The organism is Mucilaginibacter sp. MD40, assembly GCF_002288635.1.
GTDB lineage: Bacteria > Bacteroidota > Bacteroidia > Sphingobacteriales > Sphingobacteriaceae > Mucilaginibacter.
Genome location: NZ_NRSW01000001.1, coordinates 3,110,092 through 3,130,881 on the forward strand (window position 1 = coordinate 3,110,092; position 20,790 = coordinate 3,130,881).

Consider the following 20,790-nt stretch of genomic DNA (forward strand, 5'->3'; position numbering starts at 1 on the left):
ATGAGCTATCAACTGTATTTTGAAAAAGCGCTGGCAGCATCGCACGAGCCAACTTTAGCTGAACAGCTCATTGCCAGTGTTTTAAATGATATTGCTGATGCCGTTGTTGAACATACTGATTTTCTCTTGCAGGAGAACCAGCGTGACCTGGAACGGATGGATCAGAATGACCCGCGGTACGACCGGCTTAAGCTCACCGCAGACCGTATCAGCGGCATCGCTGCCGATGTACGTAATGTGGCTTCGTTACCACACCCCCTAGGTAAGATTTTACTTGAAAAAAAGCTTCCCAACCAACTGGATATAAAAAAGATAAGCGTTCCACTTGGAGTAGTTGGTGTTATATACGAAGCCAGGCCAAACGTTACTTTAGATGTATTTGCCCTTTGCTTTAAAACCGGGAATGTATGCATATTGAAAGGCGGTAGCGATGCCGATTATTCTAACCGGGCAATCATAAGCATTATACACGCTGTTTTAAATAAACATCATATAAATACCGATAAGGCTATCCTGCTCCCTGCTGACCGCCAGGCTACCGACGCGTTACTGAATGCGGTTGGTTATGTGGACGTATTGATACCCCGTGGCAGTCAATCGCTTATAGATCATGTACGAAGCAACAGTAAAGTACCGGTCATTGAAACCGGCGCAGGTATCGTACACACCTACCTGGATGAAACCGGCGACCTTCAAAAGGCCATACCCATCATTGACAATGCCAAAACCCGCCGGGTAAGCGTTTGTAACGCGCTGGATTGCCTGCTCATCAACAGCAAACGCCTGGGCGATCTGATACACGTCGCCGAACCCTTAGCAAAAAAAGGTGTGGAATTATTTGCTGATAAACGGGCCTTTGAAACGCTTAATGGCCACTACCCTGCTGAGCTGCTTAACGAAGCGCAGTCTTCACACTTTGGTACAGAGTTTTTATCCATGAAAATGGCAATAAAAACTGTCGATACACTTGAGGAGGCTTTGCAACACATTGCTCAGTATAGTTCAAAACACAGCGAGGCCATTATATCAGAAGATGAGTTGAATATCGAGACTTTTCTTACCCGTGTAGACGCGGCCGCCGTTTATGTAAATACTTCAACAGCCTTTACCGATGGCGCGCAGTTTGGCTTAGGGGCCGAAATTGGCATCAGTACCCAAAAGCTACATGCCCGCGGACCTATGGGTTTAGATGAACTCACCAGTTATAAGTGGATAGTAAAGGGTAAGGGACAGATAAGGCAAGGGTAAAAGAGCGGGACTTGTATCCCGCTCCCTTTAATTACACTTCAACAGAGGCGATGCCTTTCTCAAGCGCGGTTTCCTGTATGCCGGGAATTTTCAATCCTTCCGCACGATGGAAACTGATGTTCGTCATCCCCAAAAAGCCAAATACCGTTTTGATGTAAGGCTCGATAAAATCTATGGCTTTAAGGTTGCCTTCCGAGTAAACACCGCCTGATGAGATTGCCACGTACACACGTTTACCCTCAACCAATCCAATCGGTCCGTTTTCCCCATACCTGAAAGTTTTCTGTGCGCGTACGATATGATCTATCCATGCTTTTAAACTTGAGGGGATACTAAAGTTATACATAGGCGCGCCAATCACAATCACATCGGCATCGAATAACTCTTTTAAAGCCTCATCAGAATGCTTTATCGCCTCGGCAAGCTCCGGTGTGTGTTGTTCTGCCGGTGTAAAGAAAGATGCAAGGTGTGCCTCCTCCAGGTGTGGAAAGGGGTATTTCACAAGATCGTGGGTTTTAACTGTGCTACCGGGGTTGGCCGCCAAAAGTTTTTCAACAATCGCGTTGCCCAGTTTAATGCTAACGGATTCGTTGCCACGCGGGCTTGATATCAGATGTAATATTTTCATTTTTCTGCGTTTTTGATACCATGCAAACCTACAGCGCTCTACTATTAAAAAGGTATCACTATCCCAAAGGATAGCACTATCCTTCGGGATAGTTGTTAGTTTTGTAAGTATGTCAACCGGGGTAAAACACATCAGCAACGAATGTAACGGCGCCCTTAGCGCCATAAGAGATACGCTCTACGTGCTGAGCGGCAAGTGGAAAATACAGGTGATCGTTCTGTTGCGCGATGGGCCTATGCGGTTCAATGAATTACAGCGCTCATTAGTGGATATCACACCTAAAGTTTTATCCAAAGAATTGCGCGAACTGGAATTAAATGAGTTTGTTGAACGCAAGGTGTTTAATACTGTACCTGTCACGGTAACCTACGAGATAACGCCCTACGCCGCAACGCTCGACCCTATCATCAACAGTTTACGCGAATGGGGCACCCAACACCGCGCAAGGATAGTGGAGCACATGAAACAGGATAGTAAAGCGTCTGTAAGCAACTAACCATCTATCCAACTATTCACAACTCACCATTTTACCCTATACTGACCTTACCCACAGCCATTATCAATAAGTAAAGCTTATCTTTGCAGCTATTATGAGTAAGCACGGTAGAATCCTGGTGGCCATGAGTGGCGGTGTTGATAGTTCTGTAGCGGCGGTTATGCTGCATGAACAGGGATATGAGGTAATAGGCCTTACCATGAAAACCTGGGACTACGCCTCTGCTGGCGGCAGCTCAAAAGAAACCGGTTGCTGTAGCCTGGATAGTATTAACGACGCCCGTGCATTAGCCGTTGGTTATGGCTTCCCGCATTATATATTGGACATCCGTAACGAGTTTGGCGACTTTGTGATCGATAACTTTGTTGACGAATACCTGGCAGGCCGTACACCGAACCCATGCGTGCTTTGCAATACCCACATTAAATGGGAAGCGCTTCTAAAACGTGCGGATAAACTCGACTGCGAGTTTATCGCGACGGGGCATTATGCCAACATCCGCCAGCAGGATAACGGCCGCTACGTGATATCAAAGGGTATGGACGAAAATAAGGACCAATCCTATGTACTTTGGGGCGTATCGCAGGAGAACCTGGCGCGTACCAAATTCCCTCTGGGTAGTTTCTCTAAGCCCGAGATACGCCAGATGGCGGTTGATATGGGCCAGTTGGAACTTGCCGGCAAAAGCGAAAGTTACGAGATATGTTTTGTGCCTGATAATGATTACCGCGCCTTTCTGCGCCATAAGGTACAAGACTTAGATGAACGTATTGGTCAGGGTAATTTCGTATTGACCGATGGTACAGTTGTGGGTAAACATCAGGGATATCCATACTATACCATAGGGCAGCGTAAGGGTTTAGGTATCGCTTTAGGTCAGCCGATGTTTGTAACTCAGATACAGGCTGATACCAATACGGTGGTGTTGGGCACTGCAGAAGAGCTACAACGTAAGGAAGCCTGGGTGCGTAACCTTAATCTCATTAAATACGAAAGTATTACGGAACCGCTTGCCGCAGTTACCAAGATCCGTTATAAAGATGCAGGTGCCGAAAGTAAAATTGTGCAGATAGGTGACCATATGAAGGTATCGTTTGATCACATGGTATCAGGCATAGCTCCGGGTCAGTCGGCCGTGTTCTATGAAGGAAACGATCTGCTTGGCGGAGGATTTTTGTTGTAGATTGTTGTAAGGTTGAAAAGTTATAAGGTTGTAATGTTAATTCAATCTTAAAGTTGCCGGAAACACATTTTACTTTCAAACTGCAAAAAACAATCAAAACATTTCCCACAAAAAAACCTTTCAACAGTACAGCGTTGCAACTTTTCAACGTTAAAACTTTGCAACCTTACAACTTCCAAACGCGATAAACAATTTGCGTTTCTATTACTTTATGTTTTCTTTGCAAAAAATAAGCGCTTAAATGGCTAAAAACTTACTCATAGTTGAATCACCGGCGAAAGCCAAAACCATAGAAGGATATCTGGGGAAAGACTTTACCGTAAAGTCGAGTTACGGCCATATCCGTGACCTTGTAAAGTCTGAGGACGCCATAGATATCAATAATAACTTTCAACAAAAATATGAGGTACCTGCCGATAAAAAGCAGGTAGTTAGCGAGTTAAAGAAATTAGCTAAAGAGGCAGACATGGTATGGCTCGCATCCGATGAGGACCGCGAGGGAGAAGCCATATCATGGCACTTGTATGAAACACTGGGGCTTAAAGAGCCCGCCACACGCCGTATTGTTTTCCACGAGATAACCAAACCGGCTATTATGCGCGCCATTGAAAACCCGCGCAAAATTGATTACAACCTGGTAAACGCGCAGCAGGCACGCCGTGTGTTAGACAGGTTGGTGGGTTTTGAGTTATCGCCGGTATTATGGAAAAAGGTTAAACCCTCCCTATCTGCCGGCCGAGTACAATCAGTTGCCGTACGTTTGATAGTAGAGCGCGAACGCGAGATAAACAAGTTTAAAAGCGAAGCCGCGTATAAGATAGTTGCCATTTTTGATAAGGGCCGCAACGCTTTTAAAGCCGAGCTTCCCGAAAGGTTTGCTAAGCAGGAAGATGCCGAAAAATTTCTGCAGGATTGCGCTAATGCCGCCTTTAACGTAAACTCTTTAGATACAAGGCCAACCAAACGTTCGCCGGCTGCGCCATTCACTACCTCCACCTTGCAGCAGGAAGCCAGCCGTAAATTGGGTTTTTCGGTAGCGCGCACCATGCAGGTTGCGCAGCGCCTGTACGAATCGGGTTATATCACTTACATGCGTACCGATTCGGTAAACCTGAGTGATACCGCTTTGAACGCCGCTGAAAAAGAGATCACGTCAGCTTATGGAGATAAATACCACCAGCTAAGAAAATATAAAACCAAAAATGCCAGCGCGCAGGAAGCCCACGAGGCCATCCGCCCTACTTATTTTAATAACCATACTATTGATGGTGAAAGTAGCGAGAAACGCTTATATGAACTGATCTGGAAACGTGCCATAGCATCGCAAATGAGTGAGGCACAGTTTGAAAAAACGGTTGCACGCATTGGCATTTCAACCCGTAAGGAGGAACTGGTTGCCAACGGCGAAGTGATGAAGTTTGACGGCTTCCTGAAAGTTTACCTGGAAAGTAACGACGACGACGACGATAACCAAAACGCCGAAGGCGATAACGCCATATTGCCTCCTTTGGCAAAAGGCCAGTCGCTGGAGTTGCAGGAATTAAGCGCTACGGAAAGGTTCTCGCGCCCGCCTGCACGTTACACGGAGGCCAGCCTGGTGAAGAAGCTGGAAGAACTGGGCATTGGTCGTCCATCAACGTATGCACCCACCATTTCTACCATCCAAAACCGTGGTTATGTAGTAAAGGAAGAACGCGAAGGCCGCCAGCGCAACTACCAGGTGTTAACGCTGAGGAATGGCAACATTAACAAGGAAACTAAAACCGAGAACACCGGCGCGGAAAAAGGGAAGCTCTTCCCTACCGATATCGGTGCGGTGGTGAACGATTTCCTGGTACAGCATTTCAATGGCATTGTTGATTTTAACTTTACCGCCAGCGTTGAAAAACAATTTGACGAAATAGCACAGGGCCTTAAGGACTGGACCAAAATGATACGTACTTTCTATGATCCTTTTCATAAGGATGTAGAAAGCACCATAAAAACCGCCGATAAAGCTACCGGTGAGCGCGAATTGGGTGTACATCCCGAGAACGGCAAAAAAGTATCGGTACGTATCGGGCGTTTCGGTCCGTTTGTACAAGTTGGCGAAAACGCCACTGATGAGAAAGACGAAAAGCCGCTTTATGCCAGTTTGCGTACAGGTCAGAGTATTGAAACCATTACGCTCGAAGACGCGCTTGAATTATTTAAGCTCCCTAAAGCCGTTGGTGAATTTGAAGGCAAAGTGATGAAGGTAGCCATCGGCAGGTTTGGGCCTTATATAAGCCATAACGGAGCTTTTGTTTCATTGCCCAAAGAGATCGATCCGCTGGATGTTACCGAAGAACAGGCTATACAACTCATTGAAGACAAGCGTAAAAAAGACGCCGAAAAACTCATTAAAACTTTTGATGAGGACCCCGATGTTAAAGTATTGAACGGCCGCTGGGGCCCATACATTGAGTTTGGTAAACTTAATGTTAAGATCCCGAAGGACAAAGACCCAAAATCGCTCACTTACGAGGAGTGTAAGGCCCTTGCAGATGCCACACCGGCAACGCCGAAAAAAGGACGTTTCGGCAAGGCTGCTCCTGCGAAAGCAACGGCGAAGGCACCTGCGAAGAAAAAGAAGTAATATGTTGGAATGTTGTAAAGTTGGAACGTTGAAAGGTTAACATTCCAACTTTATAACCTTTTAACCTTGCAACCAAAAAAAATGATTAAAGACCTCCCTCCCAATATTGTTAAAGATATTGCCGTGGCGGTAGCCCTTGAAGGCGAAACCGCTGAGAGCAAAACCTGGTACGTATATATTATTAATCTTAAAAACGAGCCGATTGAAAACGTGCTGATTACGTCAAAAGGTTACGGAGAAAAAAATGGTGAACAGGTTAAAACATCAGTGCTTCGTCACTCTATACCGCATATTGGCCCCAACCAATATAAATTGATTGAACCCATTGATGAGCAAACGTTCGGCTTAAACAATGAGTACTGGATAAGCTATTATATTGGCCGCGATATATTCGATAAAAAATTCATATTCCTGCCCGAAAGTATTGTAGACAACAACTTTATCAAATTACCTGTAGTAAACAAACCGGGAGTAATGATCTTATAGTTGGTTAATGTAATATAACTGATGCACTGAAGCTTTAATGTTTTCATAAAGTTTCCTGTAAACATCAAACAGCCTATCATAAAACCTGTGCAATTCCATGTCAGGTTCTGTAACAACATTCTCGGTATTATTGGGTAACACAGGCGTATCAAGGCCTAAAGCATCCATAGCAAGGTAAACGGCGCCAATAGCCGAAGCGTCATCAGTTTGGGATATCACCAATCTTTTTCCCGTTATATCGGCAAGCATTTTTACCCATGTGGCAGAGGTGATAAAGCCGCCACTAATAACAATATGCTGTATCGGCTCTTCTGGTTGCTCAACCGCTTTAAGTACATCATACAGCGCGAAACATATGCCTTCAAGCGCAGCACGTAAAAAATGCTCCTTACGGTGCATAGCGCTTATATTGATAAACGATGCAGAACTTTTGGCATCCCAAACAGGGGCCCGCTCGGCAAACAGGTATGGGAGAAATATTAAACCATCACTTCCTGGTTTTATATTCTCAATGCTGTTAAACAGTCGCTTATATGCCTCCTCATTAGTTTCTGGCAGTCCTAAAAAGTTTTTAATCAGCCAGTCAACCGCGGCACCACCATTGTTTACTGCGCCTCCGCAAATAAAAACTTTTGAGTTGAGCAGGTAATTAAAGGTCATGGCCTTATAATTATATACCGGCCTGCTGCTGCTTACCCTTACTGCGCCGCTGGTACCTATGGTAAGGGCCGCTACTCCCGGTTTAATAGCATCTCCGCCTAAATTGGCGCAACACCCATCGCTTGCGCCAATCACAAAGGTTGTATGAGTAAAAAGACTTTTAACATCTTCATTTGTAACACCTGTACGGTAATGCGTCGTGTCAACCGGTGCAGATAAGAATGAAGCGTTTATACCTGCTTTTTCAAGCGATTTAGCATACCACTGCAACTCCAGGATATCAAACATCCCCGTTGCCGAAGCAATAGAATAATCTATCTCATAAACCTTAAATAATTTAAACCACACGTACTCTTTAATAGAGATGAATTTGTGAGCCGTGTTAAAAATTTGAGGCTGGTTGTCGCGTAACCAAATAAGCTTACATAAAGGCGACATCGCGTAAATGGCAGTACCGGTATGCCTGTATATCTCTTCTCCTTCATCGCTTTGGCGTAATTTAGCCGCAATATCGCCGCTGCGCCCATCAGCCCATAATATGGCATTCATTAATGCTTCTCCATTTTGGTTAACCGGCACTAAACTGTGCATGGCGCTGCTAAAGCTGATGGCGCTTGGCGGGTAACCTACATCAGCAGTTATTTTTTTTAAACAATAAACAAAAGCTTGCCATATCAGTTCTGGGTCCTGCTCACTATAGCCCTGTTGTGGGCTAATGACTGAGTAGTGCTTATTCACTGATGCCAACGTATTACCCGTTTCATCTATAGCAATAGCCTTGGTGCTGCCGGTTCCTAAATCAATACCTACAAAATACATTCGCATACCATGTAACCTAATAAATAAAATGCCGTAAACTTAAAACAGTAAGGCCTGAAATAATTCACAATGGCACTATTTTTTAACAATTGATTTCCCGAATTGCGGAAATTAATTCACTATGAAAAATTTAATTTAATTTTAATTAGCTAATCAAAGGTTGAATTTTTATGTTGTTACCTGAAATATAGGCAATTGAAAGATGCTATTAAGTATTAAAGCTTTTTGGCACAATATTTTTAGATAAGTTTTAACGTAAAAATCTTCATATTTATAGCAGCAAACACCTATTTGAGTTGGCATGAAAAAAACCTTACTGATTGTTGATGATGACCTCAGCATACTAAAACTGCTAAATTTCATCCTCTCTAAGGACTATGAAATAGTTGTTAAAAACAACGGTATCGAGGCTTTTAGCTGGCTTGAGGATGGTAATTTACCTAAACTTATCATATCTGACCTGCAAATGCCCTATTTTGACGGACAATCATTCCTGAAGAATGTGAAGATAAGCGGTTTTTACCGCGATATACCGGTTATTATGCTTTCGGCCGCGCATGACTTGGACGAACAGGTGGCCAACATGCCTTTTAAGGTTGATGCGTACATGCACAAGCCCTTTAATCCCACCGAACTAAAAAACGCTATTAATCAAGCTTTAAAAGTTTATGACGCCGAGCACAGCAACTGATTGGAACCAGAGTTCAAATGGGCAGGTAAGGGTGGCGTATGCGGGTACGGAATTAAAAGACCTGATTGCCGCGGACCTAAGCAACTCCTTTAGCATTACCTTTAATGATACCGTACAGGAGCTGGAAACTTTTTTAGGCGAACAGTCTATTATTACCGTACCTGATATTATCCTGGTAGAAGTAGATAAAGACGAAGAGTGCTTCGCGCTGGTGGAGCGCCTAAGAAAAAACATGCTGATGAACGGTTTGATCATCGTAATGTTATCAACCAAAAAAAATAAGGAACAAGTTATTAGAGCCATGCATATGAAACTGCATGACTTTTATACCTACCCTTTCTCTACATCAGACCTTAGAGAACGGCTCAACTTCCTGGTACGTTTTAAATTAATAAAGCCCCGCCTGCTCGAACTATCAAAAGAAGTTGACACTACTTACAAGATGCCTTGGGGCAAACGCGCACTTGATTTGTTGATTTCGGGTACCATGCTTATTTGCCTGATGCCCGTAATGCTCATCGTAGCCATACTGATAAAGCTGGATTCAAAGGGGCCTGTGTTTTATAAAAGTAAGCGTGTCGGAACCGGTTATAAAGTATTTGATTTTTACAAATTCCGTAGCATGCGGACCGATGCCGACCAATTACTGGCCAAGATGGCCGAGGAGCATAACCAGTATGCAGCAGAAGAGGCAGGTGCAAACAAGGCGGCATTTGTTAAGTTTAAGAACGACCCCCGCATTACCAAACTGGGCAGCTTTTTACGCAGCAGCAGTCTTGACGAGCTTCCACAATTGTTTAACATTTTAAGGGGCGATATGTCTGTTGTCGGCAACAGGCCGCTCCCGGTGTATGAAGCCGAAATGCTGACGTCTAATGAATGGTCTATGCGTTTTTTAGGGCCTGCAGGCTTAACCGGCTTGTGGCAGATAAGTAAACGCGGAAAAGAAGATATGAGTGAGCGTGAACGCAAAAAACTGGATAATTTTTACGCACAGAAATATTCATTGTGGCTCGATCTGAAAATTATAATCGGTACCGTGCCCGCCTTGTTCCAGAAAGAGAAAGTATAAATTTATGAAAGCAAAATTTACTCTACTAAGTATACTCCTGATCATATCACTATCAGTAACAAGGGTAAGCGCTCAGCAGGAATCTTTTTTAACCGAAGTTAACTATGCGTATCTGGACAAGTTGATAGCCACAGCTAAAAAGAACTACCCGGAAGTAAAAGCCAGGCAAGCCGCCATAAATGCGGCAAAAGCTACCTTAAATCAATCAAAAGTAGCATGGCTGGACGCTTTTACCGCATCGTATATTTATAGCCCTCGCAACGCCCTTAACCTGGTAAACCCTACCATATTTAATGGCTACCAGTTAAGCATATCTATCAACTTAGGTACATTTTTGGCTAAACCCTTCGCTACCAGGGCGGCGAGGGAAAATGTAAATATTGCCATGTATCAGCAACAACAATACAACCTGAATATTGAAGCCGTTGTAAAACGCCTTTACTATGCATACCTTGAGGCACAAGCCGATCTGCGCAACCGTTCGCGCGCGGTTACTGATGGCGAAATAGCCGTAAAGCAATTAAAATACACTTTTCAAAAAGGCGAAACATCCTTTCATGATTACAATGAGGCTTTAACAAGCTTATACAATCAAAACTCTTTTAAGGTGGTAACAGAACTTAATGTATTAACCGCTAAGGCAAATTTGGAAGAATACCTGGGCGTTAAATTAGAAGATATTAAATAATGGAGTTAGGTAATTTTTTTAAACTGCTGTGGAAACGCCGCCTGCTGCTCATCATTATACCATTGGTTACCATTGTTGTAGCCTTTTTTGCTGTTAAGAACCTTCCGGACAAGTACATTTCAAGCTCGCAGATCGCTACGGGTATTGTTGACCAATCCCGCCAGCTGCTGGATACAGACCCTACCCGCTCTTCCAGAGAGCAGTCTATAGCTCATGAGTTTAGTAATCTCATTGAGATTATGAAACTAAAAACGCTCCTTAACCAGGTTTCATACCAGTTAATGCTGCATGATCTTACCAATTCCTATCCTTTTAAACCGGAAAGCAAGCTGTTTAAAACCATGAACCCGGCGGCCAGAAAACACGCTATAATGGTTTTTAAAGACAAAATAAGTAAAAGACAGCCCCTATCCTACTACAATAAAGACGAAAACGGCCTTAACGGTTTGCTCCGCTCCATGGGCTATGATGACCGTTCGCTTACAAAAAGCCTGTACGTTATCAGGGACGAGGATAGCGATTTTATTACGGTGGGTTATGAGTCTGAAAACCCACAGCTTTCGGCTTTTGTGGTAAACACCCTTTGCAGTGAGTTTATTGACTACTACACCAATACCGTTCATAAAAATGAAACAGACGCGGTAAACTATCTGGCCAAGTTACTTGACGAAAAACGCAGGATATTAAACACTAAAACAGCACAGCTGCAAAATTATAAGATCCAGAACGGCATCCTGAACCTGGATGAGCAATCCAAATCGATCTTCGACCAGATCATGGTTTTTAATGATCGTAAGCAACAGGCAGAGAAGGATGTGGTCTCATACACCGGCGCTATACGTGGCTTAAATAACAAATTTACCCCAAAAGAACGCGGTTACCTGGAATCGGCTGTTGCCAAGTACAACCAGGCTATTACCAACACTCAGGATCAGTTACACATCCTGAATGACCGTTATGTACGCAGCGGTTTCGACCCTAAATTAAAAATCGCGCTTGACTCACTATCAAACAGGTTGACTACGCAGATCAACCAAACATCTGATAAATACATCAGCAGCCCGTTGACCGGTAAAGATGAATTAGTAAGGCAAAAAATAGGACTGGAAGTTAACCGCGACATGGCCCAGAACAGTATACGCGCCATTAACCGCAGCTTGGATGAATTAAATGCCAAATTCAAAAGCCTTGTGCCTTTTGATGCACGGGTAAAGACTTATAATTATGATATTGATATAGCCAGTAAAGAATATCTGGATGTTTTAAACAAGTACAACCAAACCAACCTGCAGTCAACCTTTTCAATTAAACTGCGCCAGGTTGAACCCGCCATGCCTGAAACAGCCGAGCCTTCTAAAAAGATGCTGCTAACCGTTGTAGCCGGTGTGGTAGCTTTTGTGCTATGCGTGGTGGTGCTGTTTATAGGCTGGTTTTTTGATGATACCATTAAAGAGCCTAATGACTTGGTTAAACGTACCCACCTTCCGCTGCTTAGCCACCTTAATGCAATAGAAGGAACATTAGACCTGCGTAAACTATGGGATGTTGAAAACCGCGACAGGATGCGTTTATTTAAAGAGCTTACAAGAGCGTTGCGTTTTGAGATAGACCAGGAACTGCGCGGCGAAAAGGTACTGGCTATTACCAGTTTAGTTAATAATGAAGGTAAATCTGTTATTGGGATAAGCCTGGCCTACTCCTATGCCATGATCAACAAAAAAGTATTATTGATTGACGGCAATTTTGACCACCCTACCATAACGGAAGTAGCGCAGCCCAAGACCTATATCGAAGATTATTTTAAGAACAATCCTGATAATTATGCTTCTTTAAATACTACCACCAACGTAATAGGTAACCATGGCGGTGATGTAACCCTGCTTGAACTAAGCGACGAAAACTATATCCGTTCGCGCTTTAACGAGCTGAAGATGAATTATGATATGATCATTATTGAAACGCCCCCGCTTTCAACACTTAACAAATCAAAGGAATGGATATTGTTCGCGAACAAAGTGATAGCCATTTTTGAAAGCAATAAGGGCATAGCTAAATCGCAGAAAGATAATATTGATTATTTACGCAACCTGAATAACAAATTCGCGGGGTGGGTTTTAAACAAGACCGATCCGGCTGCCGAGAAGTTTTAATAAGGCTATATTTGTTACCACCTGTATTGTATATGCCAATAAAGCCTCAACATATTGCCGAAAGCAGCAACGATGAGTTTGCACACCTTACGCCGTTGCAGCAACGCACACGCAAAGCAGCTATTGTTCTGGCTTTTATCGGGGTGTTTGTTTGGGCGGTTAAAATCCTGTTCTTGTAAAGCGCAATGATGTTGAATAGGCAGGTACAAATAAGCAATGTTATAAGCGGCTTTTACAGAAAGCTAATTACTGGAAAACTCTCCACACTCACCTTAATACTGCTTTTTTTGCCCATAGCCATAATCATCGCTATGGCTATTGCATTTGGCGGCTTTATCGCGGCAGGTGCTATACTGGCAATTGCCATAGGCATACCTTTGGTATTGGCCATAATAGCCTACCCTATCTTTGGTATAGCGGTTTTCATGTTCTTATCTTTCTTTCTCAATTACCTGTCAGAACCGCTGCCGCCTGCAACACCAACCGGTATTATACTGGATGTAATGACCTATCTGCTTATTTTTGGCTTCCTGCTGAAATTTAAGTTCGATAAAGATTGGAGTTACTTTAAAACGCCTATCAGTTACTGGATACTGGTATGGCTGGCATACAACTTTTTTGAGGCCATTAACCCCGCCTCGCCTTCTATACTGGCATGGGTGTATACCGTGCGTACAGTAGCTTTTATTATGCTCATGTACTTTATTTTTGTTTTCCAGATACGTACCCGGGCTACTATAAAGTTTCTGTTTAAACTTTGGCTGCTTTTGGCTTTACTATCAGCTATTTCCGGCTTTCAGCAGGAAAATTTTGGACTGCTTCCAATGGAGAAGACCTGGTACTACCAAGATCCGGTACGTTTGAGTTTCCTGTACATTAACGGGCACCTGCGCAAGGTGGCTATCTATCCCGATCCGGTTACTTTTGCCTACAATATGGTAGTGGCTGCTTTACTGTGCCTGTGCCTCATCTTTACCAGGATCAAAACTTATAAAAAGGTATTACTCGGTATAGCCATACTGTTTTTCTTTTTGGTGATGCTTTACTCGGGTACCAGGGGCGCGTATGTGTTACCTCCTGCTGCCCTGGCGTTGCTCGCGGTAATGAATTATAACAAAAAGGTACTCATCACCGTTGGTGCAGCCGGGCTGGTACTGGCCGGGCTGATATTTATGCCTACATCAAACCAGTTTATTAAACGTTTCCAGACAGCGTTTCGCCCTTCGGATGACGCGTCCTTTAACGTTAGGGCCGAAAACCAGCGGCGTATAAAACCATATATCCTATCGCACCCTATCGGGGGCGGTTTGGGCTCGGTGGGTATATGGGGAAGGCGTTTCGCGCCCAATTCCTTTCTGGCTAAATTCCCGCCGGACAGCGGTTATGTACGTGTAGCCGTTGAGATGGGGTACATAGGGCTTATCCTCTTTTGTACGCTGATGTTTGTTATCCTTAAAACGGGTATCAACAACTATTTTTTAATACAGGACCCCGAACTCAAAATGTATTGTTTGGCCATGGTGCTCATTATATTTGTGTTTAATATTGGTAATTATCCACAACAGGCCCTGGTGCAGTACCCGTCAAATATTTTGTTTTATCTTGCCTGCGCGTTATTAAATGTAACCTTAAGGCTTGACAAACAGGAAAGGGAAAAAAACAACGCGCAAACAATTATTCCGGCAAACGCAGGTTAATACAAACAGTATGTCGTTACTATCCATTGTAAAATCAAACCCTCGTTTAAAAAAGCTCGTTCACTGGATGATCGTTACGCCCGGACGTGCTACCCCCCGTTTGTGGGTACGCTGGTTTGTAACGCCTTTTTACCATCACAGGGGCAGGCATTCAACCGTAAGTTTCAGCGCCCGGCTTGACGTTTTTCCGTTTAATAAGTTCTCATTAGGCGAACATAGCGCTGTTGAAAGCTTTTCGGTGATCAACAACGGTGTAGGCGATATTATTATAGGTCACCACACCGGCATAGGTTTACGAAATACGCTTATAGGCCCGGTTACATTGGGCAATTATGTTACCTTAGCGCAAAACATAACACTCTCCGGCCTTAACCATGGCTTTGAGGATATACACACCCCTATACGCCTGCAAAAAGTAATTACCAAACAAATTACCGTTTGCGATGATGTGTGGATAGGATCAAATTGTGTAATAACAGCCGGTGTTACCATTGGTAAACACTCGGTTATAGGTGCGGGCAGCGTAGTTACAAAAGATATCCCCGAATACTGCGTGGCGTTGGGTAACCCGGCCAGGGTAATTAAAAAATATAATTTTGAAACAGGTAACTGGGACAGAGTTTAAACGTATACATACTAATGCCCATTGTAAACAAGCTGATTAACAAGCATACCATATCGCTGGCTACCAATGCCGCAATGCCGGTTATTGGTATGCTTGTGCTGTCGTTAATGGCGCATAACTTATCTACTGCAGAATTCGGCAATTATATTTTCCTGTTAATTAGCATTTTACTTGCCGATACCTTCAGGAATGGGTTTGTGCAAACCTCGCTTATTAAGTTTTACGCCGGTACCAATAAACAAACAGCTGCAGAGGTGGCCGGTTCAGCTTGGTACATAGGCATTATACAAACATTGGTATTTGTTGGTATTGATACCATTGTTTACTTTGTATACCGTAGTAAAACTCCTGATGTTGAAACAACCATACAATGGTTTGGTATTATTTACATTACCACGCTGCCCGGAGCAATAGCATCATATATTTTGCAGGCCGAAGAAAAATTTGGCCGCATGCTTATTCTCCAGCTCATTAACCAGGGCTTATTCCTCATTTTTATACTTGGCCTCATATTTACCCGGCAAATAAGCTTTCAAACAGCTGTATACGCTTATTTTGCGGGCAGCGCCATTACGTCACTATTTTCCATCTTTAATGGCTGGTCAAAAATAAAAGCCATTAGGTTCAGGACAAACAAAACTGCACGTAAACTCGCTCACTTTGGTAAATATAGTGTGGGCACATCCATCAGTTCCTATTTGCTGAGGAGTTCGGACACCTTTATCATTAAGCTGATGTTTAACCCTGCCCTGCTGGCGGTGTATTACATTCCACAGCGTTTAATGGAAGTTTTTGAGATCCCGATGCGCGCGGGTGTGGCCACCGCCCTGCCCGAACTTTCGGCGGCGGTACACAAAGGCGACGAAGAAAACGTTGCCCGCATAATGAAAAGATACGCAGGCATGCTTACAGTAGCACTTATCCCCATAGCAATAGTGGCGTTTTTACTGGCTCAGTTTGTTATTGTGTTGTTGTTTGGTAAACAGTATCACGAAACCGAAGCGGTAAATATTTTCAGGTTGTTTATGTGTTATGTAATGCTGATGCCGATAGATCGTTTTTTTGGCATAACGCTGGATATCATTAATAAGCCTCACCTTAACATGCTTAAGGTAATTATTATGCTGGTGGTAAACGTAGCCGGTGATTTTATAGGTATATGGCTTTTTCATAGCCTTTATGCTGTTGCAATTGCTTCGCTTTTCACATTCTTTTCAGGAGTGATATTTGGCTATATCGCTTTAAAAAAACATCTTAAATTTACTATCAGAGATATTTTTAGCCTGGGCTGGCAAGAAATTAAAACCGTGGTGAATAACCTGCTTGAAAAATCGAACACCGAAAAACACGAGGTATAAATTATGGCTGTTATTACGCTTATTCTATCCATCATCTTCACGCTGATATTTATATACCTGGGTATATACAGCCTTTACCTGTTCGTTTTTTCGGTATTGGGTAAGTTAATTAAACTACGTGTCCCCCCTGCTGCTACCAGCTACAGCAAATTTGTTATTTACATCTGTGCGTATAAAGAGGATGAGATCATCCTGCACTCGGCCGCGGAGGCTTTAAAGATCGATTATCCAAAAGATAAGTTTCATGTGTGCGTTATTGCCGATTCCATGCAGCCCGAAACTATTGTAAAGCTAAAAGCGATGCCTTTGCAGGTGGTTGAGGTAGTATTCGAAAGCAGTACAAAATCAAAAGCGTTACATGCCGCCATCGCAGCTACGCATGATGATTTTGATGCCGCGGTAGTTTTTGATATTGATAATATAGCCGCGCCCGATTACCTGCACCAGATAAACAACTACCTGCATGATGGTAACCGTGTAATACAGGGTCACCGCGTGGCTAAAAACACCGAAACACCGGTAGCTATACTTGACGCGATCAGCGAAGAGATCAACAATCATATTTTCCGCAAGGCGCAGCAGGTTTTTAAACTATCTGCTGCCATCATTGGCTCAGGCATGGTGTTGGAATACAAGCTGTTTAAAGAAACCATGGCCCAGATAGATGCTGTTGGAGGCTTTGATAAGGAAATGGGCCTGGTACTTACCCGGCAGAAGATTCATGTAAACTATGCGGATAAGGCTTATGTATTTGACGAAAAGGTAAGTAATCCCGAAGTTTTTAAAAAGCAGCGCAGGCGCTGGTTATCGGCACAGTTTAACCTGCTTAAAACTTATGGGTTAACGGGTTTTAAAGAACTGTTTGTGCATGGCAATTTCGACTACTTCAACGAAATATATCAAACTGCCATACTTCCCCGCATACTCATGCTGGGCCTTATGCCCTTTATGTTGTTTGTATCAATTTTGCTACCTGGTATAGGGCCAGGTTGGCAATTATGGCTTGGTGCCACGCTTTGCTGTTATATTGGTATATTAGTTGCAATACCTTCGTCGTTCTTTAACAGCAAACTGCTTGGGGCTGTCATGCGTATCCCGCTGATATTCTTTACCATGTTTGCATTGTTGTTTAAATTAAAGGGCGCAAACAAAAAATTTATCCATACTCCGCACAGTACAGGCACCAAATAATCCTATTTATTGTTGCGTTTCGCGGTTGGGACAAATGTGAACGGGGAATTTAGTACCCAATAAGTTATTATACGGCATCAATACACAATGGAATACGTAGTGAATAATACTAACCTACTATACCCTAAGGAAAAAACGTTATTTGAGCTTTTTACTGAAAGCGTAACAAAATATCCTGATAACACCGCGTTAACATTTCACCATGTTAGCTATACTTATACTGAGCTTAACCAAACCGTTAACCGCTTAACCCGCGAACTGCTTAAACAGGGTGCCGGCAAAGGTGTGGTAATTGGCCTTGCGCTTGACAGGTGCGCAGAGATGGTAATATCGTTGCTGGCTATTTTAAAATCCGGTAGTATTTACGTACCGCTTGATCCGGAATATCCAAAAGATCGAATAGAGTTTATGCTGGATGATTCAAATGCCCGCATATTGCTAACCTCACAAAAATACAAAGGCCACTTTGCCTCCAATACCAGGGAAATTTTAATAGAGGATGCGCTGGTTGCTTCGAAAGATCATCCGGCAGATGAACCGGAGAAAACCGTCACAGGAGCTCATCTTGCTTACATTCTGTATACTTCGGGCTCAACAGGCAAGCCAAAAGGCGTGCAGATAGCGCATCATAGTTTGGTAAACGTAATGCTGAGCCTGCAAAAGCAGCCGGGTATCAAGCCGGGCGACAGGATGCTGGCCGTAGCAACCATTTCTTTTGATATAGCAGGGGTTGATCTGTACCTGCCGCTCAGCAGCGGAGCCGAAATTGTGCTTGCGGATTCAATAACCGCGAAAGATGGCCGGGCCCTGTTGGACATTGTACGCACACAAAACATCAATATTTTACAGGCTACTCCCTACACCTGGCGCATGATGCTGGAAGTGGGTTGGGACGAATACCTGCCACTTACCGTATTCACCGGTGGCGAGGCGCTCGCCAAAGATCTGGCCGAACGGTTGATACCACGCAGTAAAGAGGTTTGGAACATGTATGGGCCTACCGAAACTACTATCTATTCTATTATTAAGCATATTACCGATGCCAATGATATTACCATTGGCTGGCCTGTTGCCAACACCCAGGTGTATATTCTTGATGAAGAAAAGAACAACCTTACCAACGGAGAGATAGGTGAAATATACATTGGCGGCGACGGCGTTGCACGTGGTTATCTCAACCGGCCCGAACTTAATGCCGAACGCTTTATTGATAACCCGTTTACACCAGGTGAGAAAATATACCGCACCGGCGACCTGGCCAAAATAAAACCCGATGGGGATATTGTTTACCTGGGGCGTATTGATCACCAGGTAAAAGTACGCGGCTACCGTATTGAACTGGGCGAGATTGAACATAACCTGGGTAAGCAGGAAGGCATTAAACAAGCCGTAGTGATAGCCCGTGAAGATACGCCTGGCATTCCCCGCCTGGTTGCCTATTTAGTACTGGAATCTGGCCAAACTGGTATACCAGACAAAACCGACTTAGATAAATGGGACAAAGCACTATTGGATGTTTTGCCTGAATACATGGTACCTGATGATTATGTGTTACTGGATGCCATACCATCGACTCCCAACGGAAAAACTGACCGCAAGGCCTTACCTAAGCCCGATTACAGTCACATTAACCGTGATGGTGAATATGTTGCGCCCCGTACCAGTAACGAGCAACTGGTTGCCGACATTTGGGAAGAGATGATGGGCCTGGAAAAAGTGAGCATTTTCGATAACTTTTTCCAGTTAGGGGGCCGCTCTTTGGTAGCCGTGAAAATTATGGCGCGCCTGGAGCAGGAAACAGGTAAACGCCTACCGTTGGCCACTTTATTTGAATACTCAACCGTTGAGAAACTGGCTTCGCGACTGGAAATTGACGCCGAGGCTATCACCTGGGAATCATTAGTACCCATTAAACCCAGGGGCAGTAAAATGCCGCTGTATATTGTGCATGGCGCAGGCTTAAACGTATTGCTTTTTAACGCACTGGCCATGAATATGGACGACGAACAGCCTGTTTATGGTTTACAGGCAAAAGGCCTTAATGGTATTGATGAACCGCTTGATGTGATGGAAGAAATTGCCGCCAACTATGTGGATGAAATTATTAACCACGACCCGGTAGGCCCTTACGCCGTAGCAGGTTATTCGCTCGGGGGCTTAATTGCGTACGAAATGGCCAAGCAAATGCTGGCAATGGGAAAAGATGTAAAGATGCTGGCCATGTTTGATACCTATGCCGACCAAACCCAAAAGTTTGATTCGCCCGTTAAGCGGTTTATTGATAACACCTGGTTGCTGGTTAAACAAATAGCTTATACGCCGGTACTGTTTGCTCAGGACCCTGCACGTACCATTGAGTACAAAAGCCGTGAAATAGGCCGCAGACTAAAAAAACTATTTAAAAACGTGTTGCCTGCTGATAAAAAAGAAGGCTTCTCGGCTTATACGGATGATATACATGAACGTAGCCTGGCCGCGCAGAAAAACTATTTGCTTACACCGGTAAATATTGCCATTGAGCTTTTTCGTGCCAAAAAGAAAACGTTTTACATGGACGATTTTAAATTCCTGGGCTGGAAGCCTTTCGCATTAAAAGGCGTGCGTGTGCACGATATACCCGGTGAGCATAATACCATTTTCGCGCCGCCTAACGATAAGGAATTTGCCCAGGTATTGCAGAAATGTTTAGATGAGGCTGCCGCCGGTAAAAGCTAAAAAAGCGGCTTGCCTATTTCCCAATGATGGCCAAACGGATTAATAAAATGTCCAAGGCGGTAGCCATAATCCTGATCGGCAACCGGGTAAATAGTGATAATGCCGGCATCAATAGCTTGATTAGCAATAGCATCGGGATCGGATACCATTAAACCGATCCTTACACTTACGCCGTTTTGTTTATCCGGCCCAACAGTGCCATTCTCCGGCGATTCATCTGCTACAATAAATTGTGCTTCCTCTACAGCTAATACGCCAACCGTATGTCCGTCGGCTGTATTACTGGTTAGCAACTGAGCGCCAAACGCTTGCTGATAAAAGGCTATTGCGGCTAAGGCATTGTTCACGGTGATTGTGGGTAATATATGTGCTTTAAATCCGGCATCCATAATTATAAATTTATTTGATCGTTCAAAAAGATAAGGACTAAAATTGCTTTAAACTTCTAAAAGTTTTAAATTCATGG

The 20,790-nt window shown here is 43.7% G+C and carries 18 protein-coding genes; 15 read left to right on the top strand and 3 right to left on the bottom strand.

Features of this window, described 5'->3' with window-relative positions; genetic code table 11:
* Positions 1-1,248: a glutamate-5-semialdehyde dehydrogenase gene (locus tag CKK33_RS14030; RefSeq protein ID WP_095704706.1), complete on the top strand. Its 1,248-nt coding sequence runs from the start codon at positions 1-3 to the stop codon at positions 1,246-1,248.
* Positions 1,249-1,279: 31 nt separating this feature from the next.
* Here the strand turns inward: CKK33_RS14030 and CKK33_RS14035 are convergent, their stop codons facing one another.
* Positions 1,280-1,876 (bottom strand): FMN-dependent NADH-azoreductase, encoded by a 597-nt coding sequence (locus CKK33_RS14035; RefSeq protein ID WP_095704707.1) that lies wholly within the window; start codon positions 1,874-1,876, stop codon positions 1,280-1,282.
* 109 nt (positions 1,877-1,985) lie between these two features.
* On the opposite strand from CKK33_RS14035, the gene CKK33_RS14040 reads away from it, so the two are divergent.
* The 4 genes from CKK33_RS14040 to CKK33_RS14055 all read left to right on the top strand — a co-directional run bounded on the left by CKK33_RS14040 (position 1,986) and on the right by CKK33_RS14055 (position 6,658).
* Complete coding sequence (locus tag CKK33_RS14040; RefSeq protein ID WP_095704708.1) at positions 1,986-2,372, top strand: helix-turn-helix domain-containing protein; 387 nt, start codon at positions 1,986-1,988, stop codon at positions 2,370-2,372.
* A gap of 94 nt (positions 2,373-2,466) precedes the next feature.
* Entirely contained in the window at positions 2,467-3,555 is a 1,089-nt protein-coding gene (mnmA, locus tag CKK33_RS14045) for a tRNA 2-thiouridine(34) synthase MnmA (protein WP_095704709.1), read from the top strand.
* Between the two features lie 241 nt (positions 3,556-3,796).
* Entirely contained in the window at positions 3,797-6,172 is a 2,376-nt protein-coding gene (topA, locus tag CKK33_RS14050) for a type I DNA topoisomerase (RefSeq protein WP_095704710.1), read from the top strand.
* An 81-nt stretch (positions 6,173-6,253) separates the two neighbouring features.
* Positions 6,254-6,658 carry a hypothetical protein gene (locus CKK33_RS14055; protein WP_095704711.1) on the top strand — a complete coding sequence of 135 codons (405 nt, stop codon included), beginning with the start codon at positions 6,254-6,256 and terminating at the stop codon, positions 6,656-6,658.
* On the opposite strand, the gene CKK33_RS14060 is transcribed toward CKK33_RS14055, so the two are convergent.
* Complete coding sequence (locus CKK33_RS14060; protein ID WP_095704712.1) at positions 6,653-8,143, bottom strand: gluconokinase; 1,491 nt, start codon at positions 8,141-8,143, stop codon at positions 6,653-6,655. The two genes, CKK33_RS14055 and CKK33_RS14060, sit on opposite strands and share 6 nt — an antisense overlap.
* A gap of 295 nt (positions 8,144-8,438) precedes the next feature.
* Here CKK33_RS14060 and CKK33_RS14065 point away from each other — a divergent pair, with 295 nt between their 5' ends.
* From CKK33_RS14065 to CKK33_RS14105, 10 genes are all read left to right on the top strand, one after another.
* A complete protein-coding gene (locus CKK33_RS14065) occupies positions 8,439-8,828 on the top strand; it encodes a two-component system response regulator (protein WP_095704713.1) in 390 nt (129 codons plus the stop codon).
* Positions 8,806-9,900 (top strand): sugar transferase, encoded by a 1,095-nt coding sequence (locus tag CKK33_RS14070; protein ID WP_095704714.1) that lies wholly within the window; start codon positions 8,806-8,808, stop codon positions 9,898-9,900. Before CKK33_RS14065 ends, CKK33_RS14070 begins: the two co-directional genes overlap by 23 nt.
* A gap of 4 nt (positions 9,901-9,904) precedes the next feature.
* Entirely contained in the window at positions 9,905-10,588 is a 684-nt protein-coding gene (locus tag CKK33_RS14075) for a TolC family protein (RefSeq protein ID WP_095704715.1), read from the top strand.
* Positions 10,588-12,738 (top strand): exopolysaccharide transport family protein, encoded by a 2,151-nt coding sequence (locus CKK33_RS14080; protein WP_095704716.1) that lies wholly within the window; start codon positions 10,588-10,590, stop codon positions 12,736-12,738. Before CKK33_RS14075 ends, CKK33_RS14080 begins: the two co-directional genes overlap by 1 nt.
* A 32-nt stretch (positions 12,739-12,770) precedes the next feature.
* The gene (locus tag CKK33_RS19625; protein WP_198952472.1) at positions 12,771-12,917 is read left to right on the top strand and encodes a hypothetical protein; all 147 of its coding nucleotides are present in this window, start codon (positions 12,771-12,773) and stop codon (positions 12,915-12,917) included.
* Positions 12,918-13,025: 108 nt separating this feature from the next.
* Complete coding sequence (locus tag CKK33_RS14085; RefSeq protein WP_158223440.1) at positions 13,026-14,435, top strand: O-antigen ligase; 1,410 nt, start codon at positions 13,026-13,028, stop codon at positions 14,433-14,435.
* Between the two features lie 10 nt (positions 14,436-14,445).
* The gene (locus tag CKK33_RS19850) at positions 14,446-15,060 is read left to right on the top strand and encodes a DapH/DapD/GlmU-related protein (RefSeq protein ID WP_095704718.1); all 615 of its coding nucleotides are present in this window, start codon (positions 14,446-14,448) and stop codon (positions 15,058-15,060) included.
* Positions 15,061-15,074: 14 nt separating this feature from the next.
* Positions 15,075-16,418 carry a lipopolysaccharide biosynthesis protein gene (locus CKK33_RS14095; RefSeq protein WP_095704719.1) on the top strand — a complete coding sequence of 448 codons (1,344 nt, stop codon included), beginning with the start codon at positions 15,075-15,077 and terminating at the stop codon, positions 16,416-16,418.
* A gap of 3 nt (positions 16,419-16,421) precedes the next feature.
* A complete protein-coding gene (locus tag CKK33_RS14100) occupies positions 16,422-17,609 on the top strand; it encodes a glycosyltransferase family 2 protein (protein WP_095704720.1) in 1,188 nt (395 codons plus the stop codon).
* An 87-nt stretch (positions 17,610-17,696) separates the two neighbouring features.
* Positions 17,697-20,324, top strand: coding sequence for an amino acid adenylation domain-containing protein (locus tag CKK33_RS14105; RefSeq protein ID WP_095704721.1), 2,628 nt, complete (start codon positions 17,697-17,699; stop codon positions 20,322-20,324).
* Here the strand turns inward: CKK33_RS14105 and CKK33_RS14110 are convergent.
* Positions 20,321-20,713 carry a VOC family protein gene (locus CKK33_RS14110; protein ID WP_095704722.1) on the bottom strand — a complete coding sequence of 131 codons (393 nt, stop codon included), beginning with the start codon at positions 20,711-20,713 and terminating at the stop codon, positions 20,321-20,323. The genes CKK33_RS14105 and CKK33_RS14110 overlap by 4 nt on opposite strands.
* Positions 20,714-20,790 lie beyond the last annotated feature (77 nt).

Excerpts from the sequence above, each read along its gene's own strand:
- CKK33_RS14030 (WP_095704706.1), top strand. The coding sequence starts at position 1 with ATGAGCTATCAACTGTATTTTGAAAAAGCGCTGGCAGCATCGCACGAG.
- CKK33_RS14035 (WP_095704707.1), bottom strand. The coding sequence starts at position 1,876 with ATGAAAATATTACATCTGATATCAAGCCCGCGTGGCAACGAATCCGTT.
- CKK33_RS14040 (WP_095704708.1), top strand. The coding sequence starts at position 1,986 with ATGTCAACCGGGGTAAAACACATCAGCAACGAATGTAACGGCGCCCTT.
- mnmA (WP_095704709.1), top strand. The coding sequence starts at position 2,467 with ATGAGTAAGCACGGTAGAATCCTGGTGGCCATGAGTGGCGGTGTTGAT.
- topA (WP_095704710.1), top strand. The coding sequence starts at position 3,797 with ATGGCTAAAAACTTACTCATAGTTGAATCACCGGCGAAAGCCAAAACC.
- CKK33_RS14055 (WP_095704711.1), top strand. The coding sequence starts at position 6,254 with ATGATTAAAGACCTCCCTCCCAATATTGTTAAAGATATTGCCGTGGCG.
- CKK33_RS14060 (WP_095704712.1), bottom strand. The coding sequence starts at position 8,143 with ATGCGAATGTATTTTGTAGGTATTGATTTAGGAACCGGCAGCACCAAG.
- CKK33_RS14065 (WP_095704713.1), top strand. The coding sequence starts at position 8,439 with ATGAAAAAAACCTTACTGATTGTTGATGATGACCTCAGCATACTAAAA.
- CKK33_RS14070 (WP_095704714.1), top strand. The coding sequence starts at position 8,806 with ATGACGCCGAGCACAGCAACTGATTGGAACCAGAGTTCAAATGGGCAG.
- CKK33_RS14075 (WP_095704715.1), top strand. The coding sequence starts at position 9,905 with ATGAAAGCAAAATTTACTCTACTAAGTATACTCCTGATCATATCACTA.
- CKK33_RS14080 (WP_095704716.1), top strand. The coding sequence starts at position 10,588 with ATGGAGTTAGGTAATTTTTTTAAACTGCTGTGGAAACGCCGCCTGCTG.
- CKK33_RS19625 (WP_198952472.1), top strand. The coding sequence starts at position 12,771 with ATGCCAATAAAGCCTCAACATATTGCCGAAAGCAGCAACGATGAGTTT.
- CKK33_RS19850 (WP_095704718.1), top strand. The coding sequence starts at position 14,446 with ATGTCGTTACTATCCATTGTAAAATCAAACCCTCGTTTAAAAAAGCTC.
- CKK33_RS14095 (WP_095704719.1), top strand. The coding sequence starts at position 15,075 with ATGCCCATTGTAAACAAGCTGATTAACAAGCATACCATATCGCTGGCT.
- CKK33_RS14100 (WP_095704720.1), top strand. The coding sequence starts at position 16,422 with ATGGCTGTTATTACGCTTATTCTATCCATCATCTTCACGCTGATATTT.
- CKK33_RS14105 (WP_095704721.1), top strand. The coding sequence starts at position 17,697 with ATGGAATACGTAGTGAATAATACTAACCTACTATACCCTAAGGAAAAA.
- CKK33_RS14110 (WP_095704722.1), bottom strand. The coding sequence starts at position 20,713 with ATGGATGCCGGATTTAAAGCACATATATTACCCACAATCACCGTGAAC.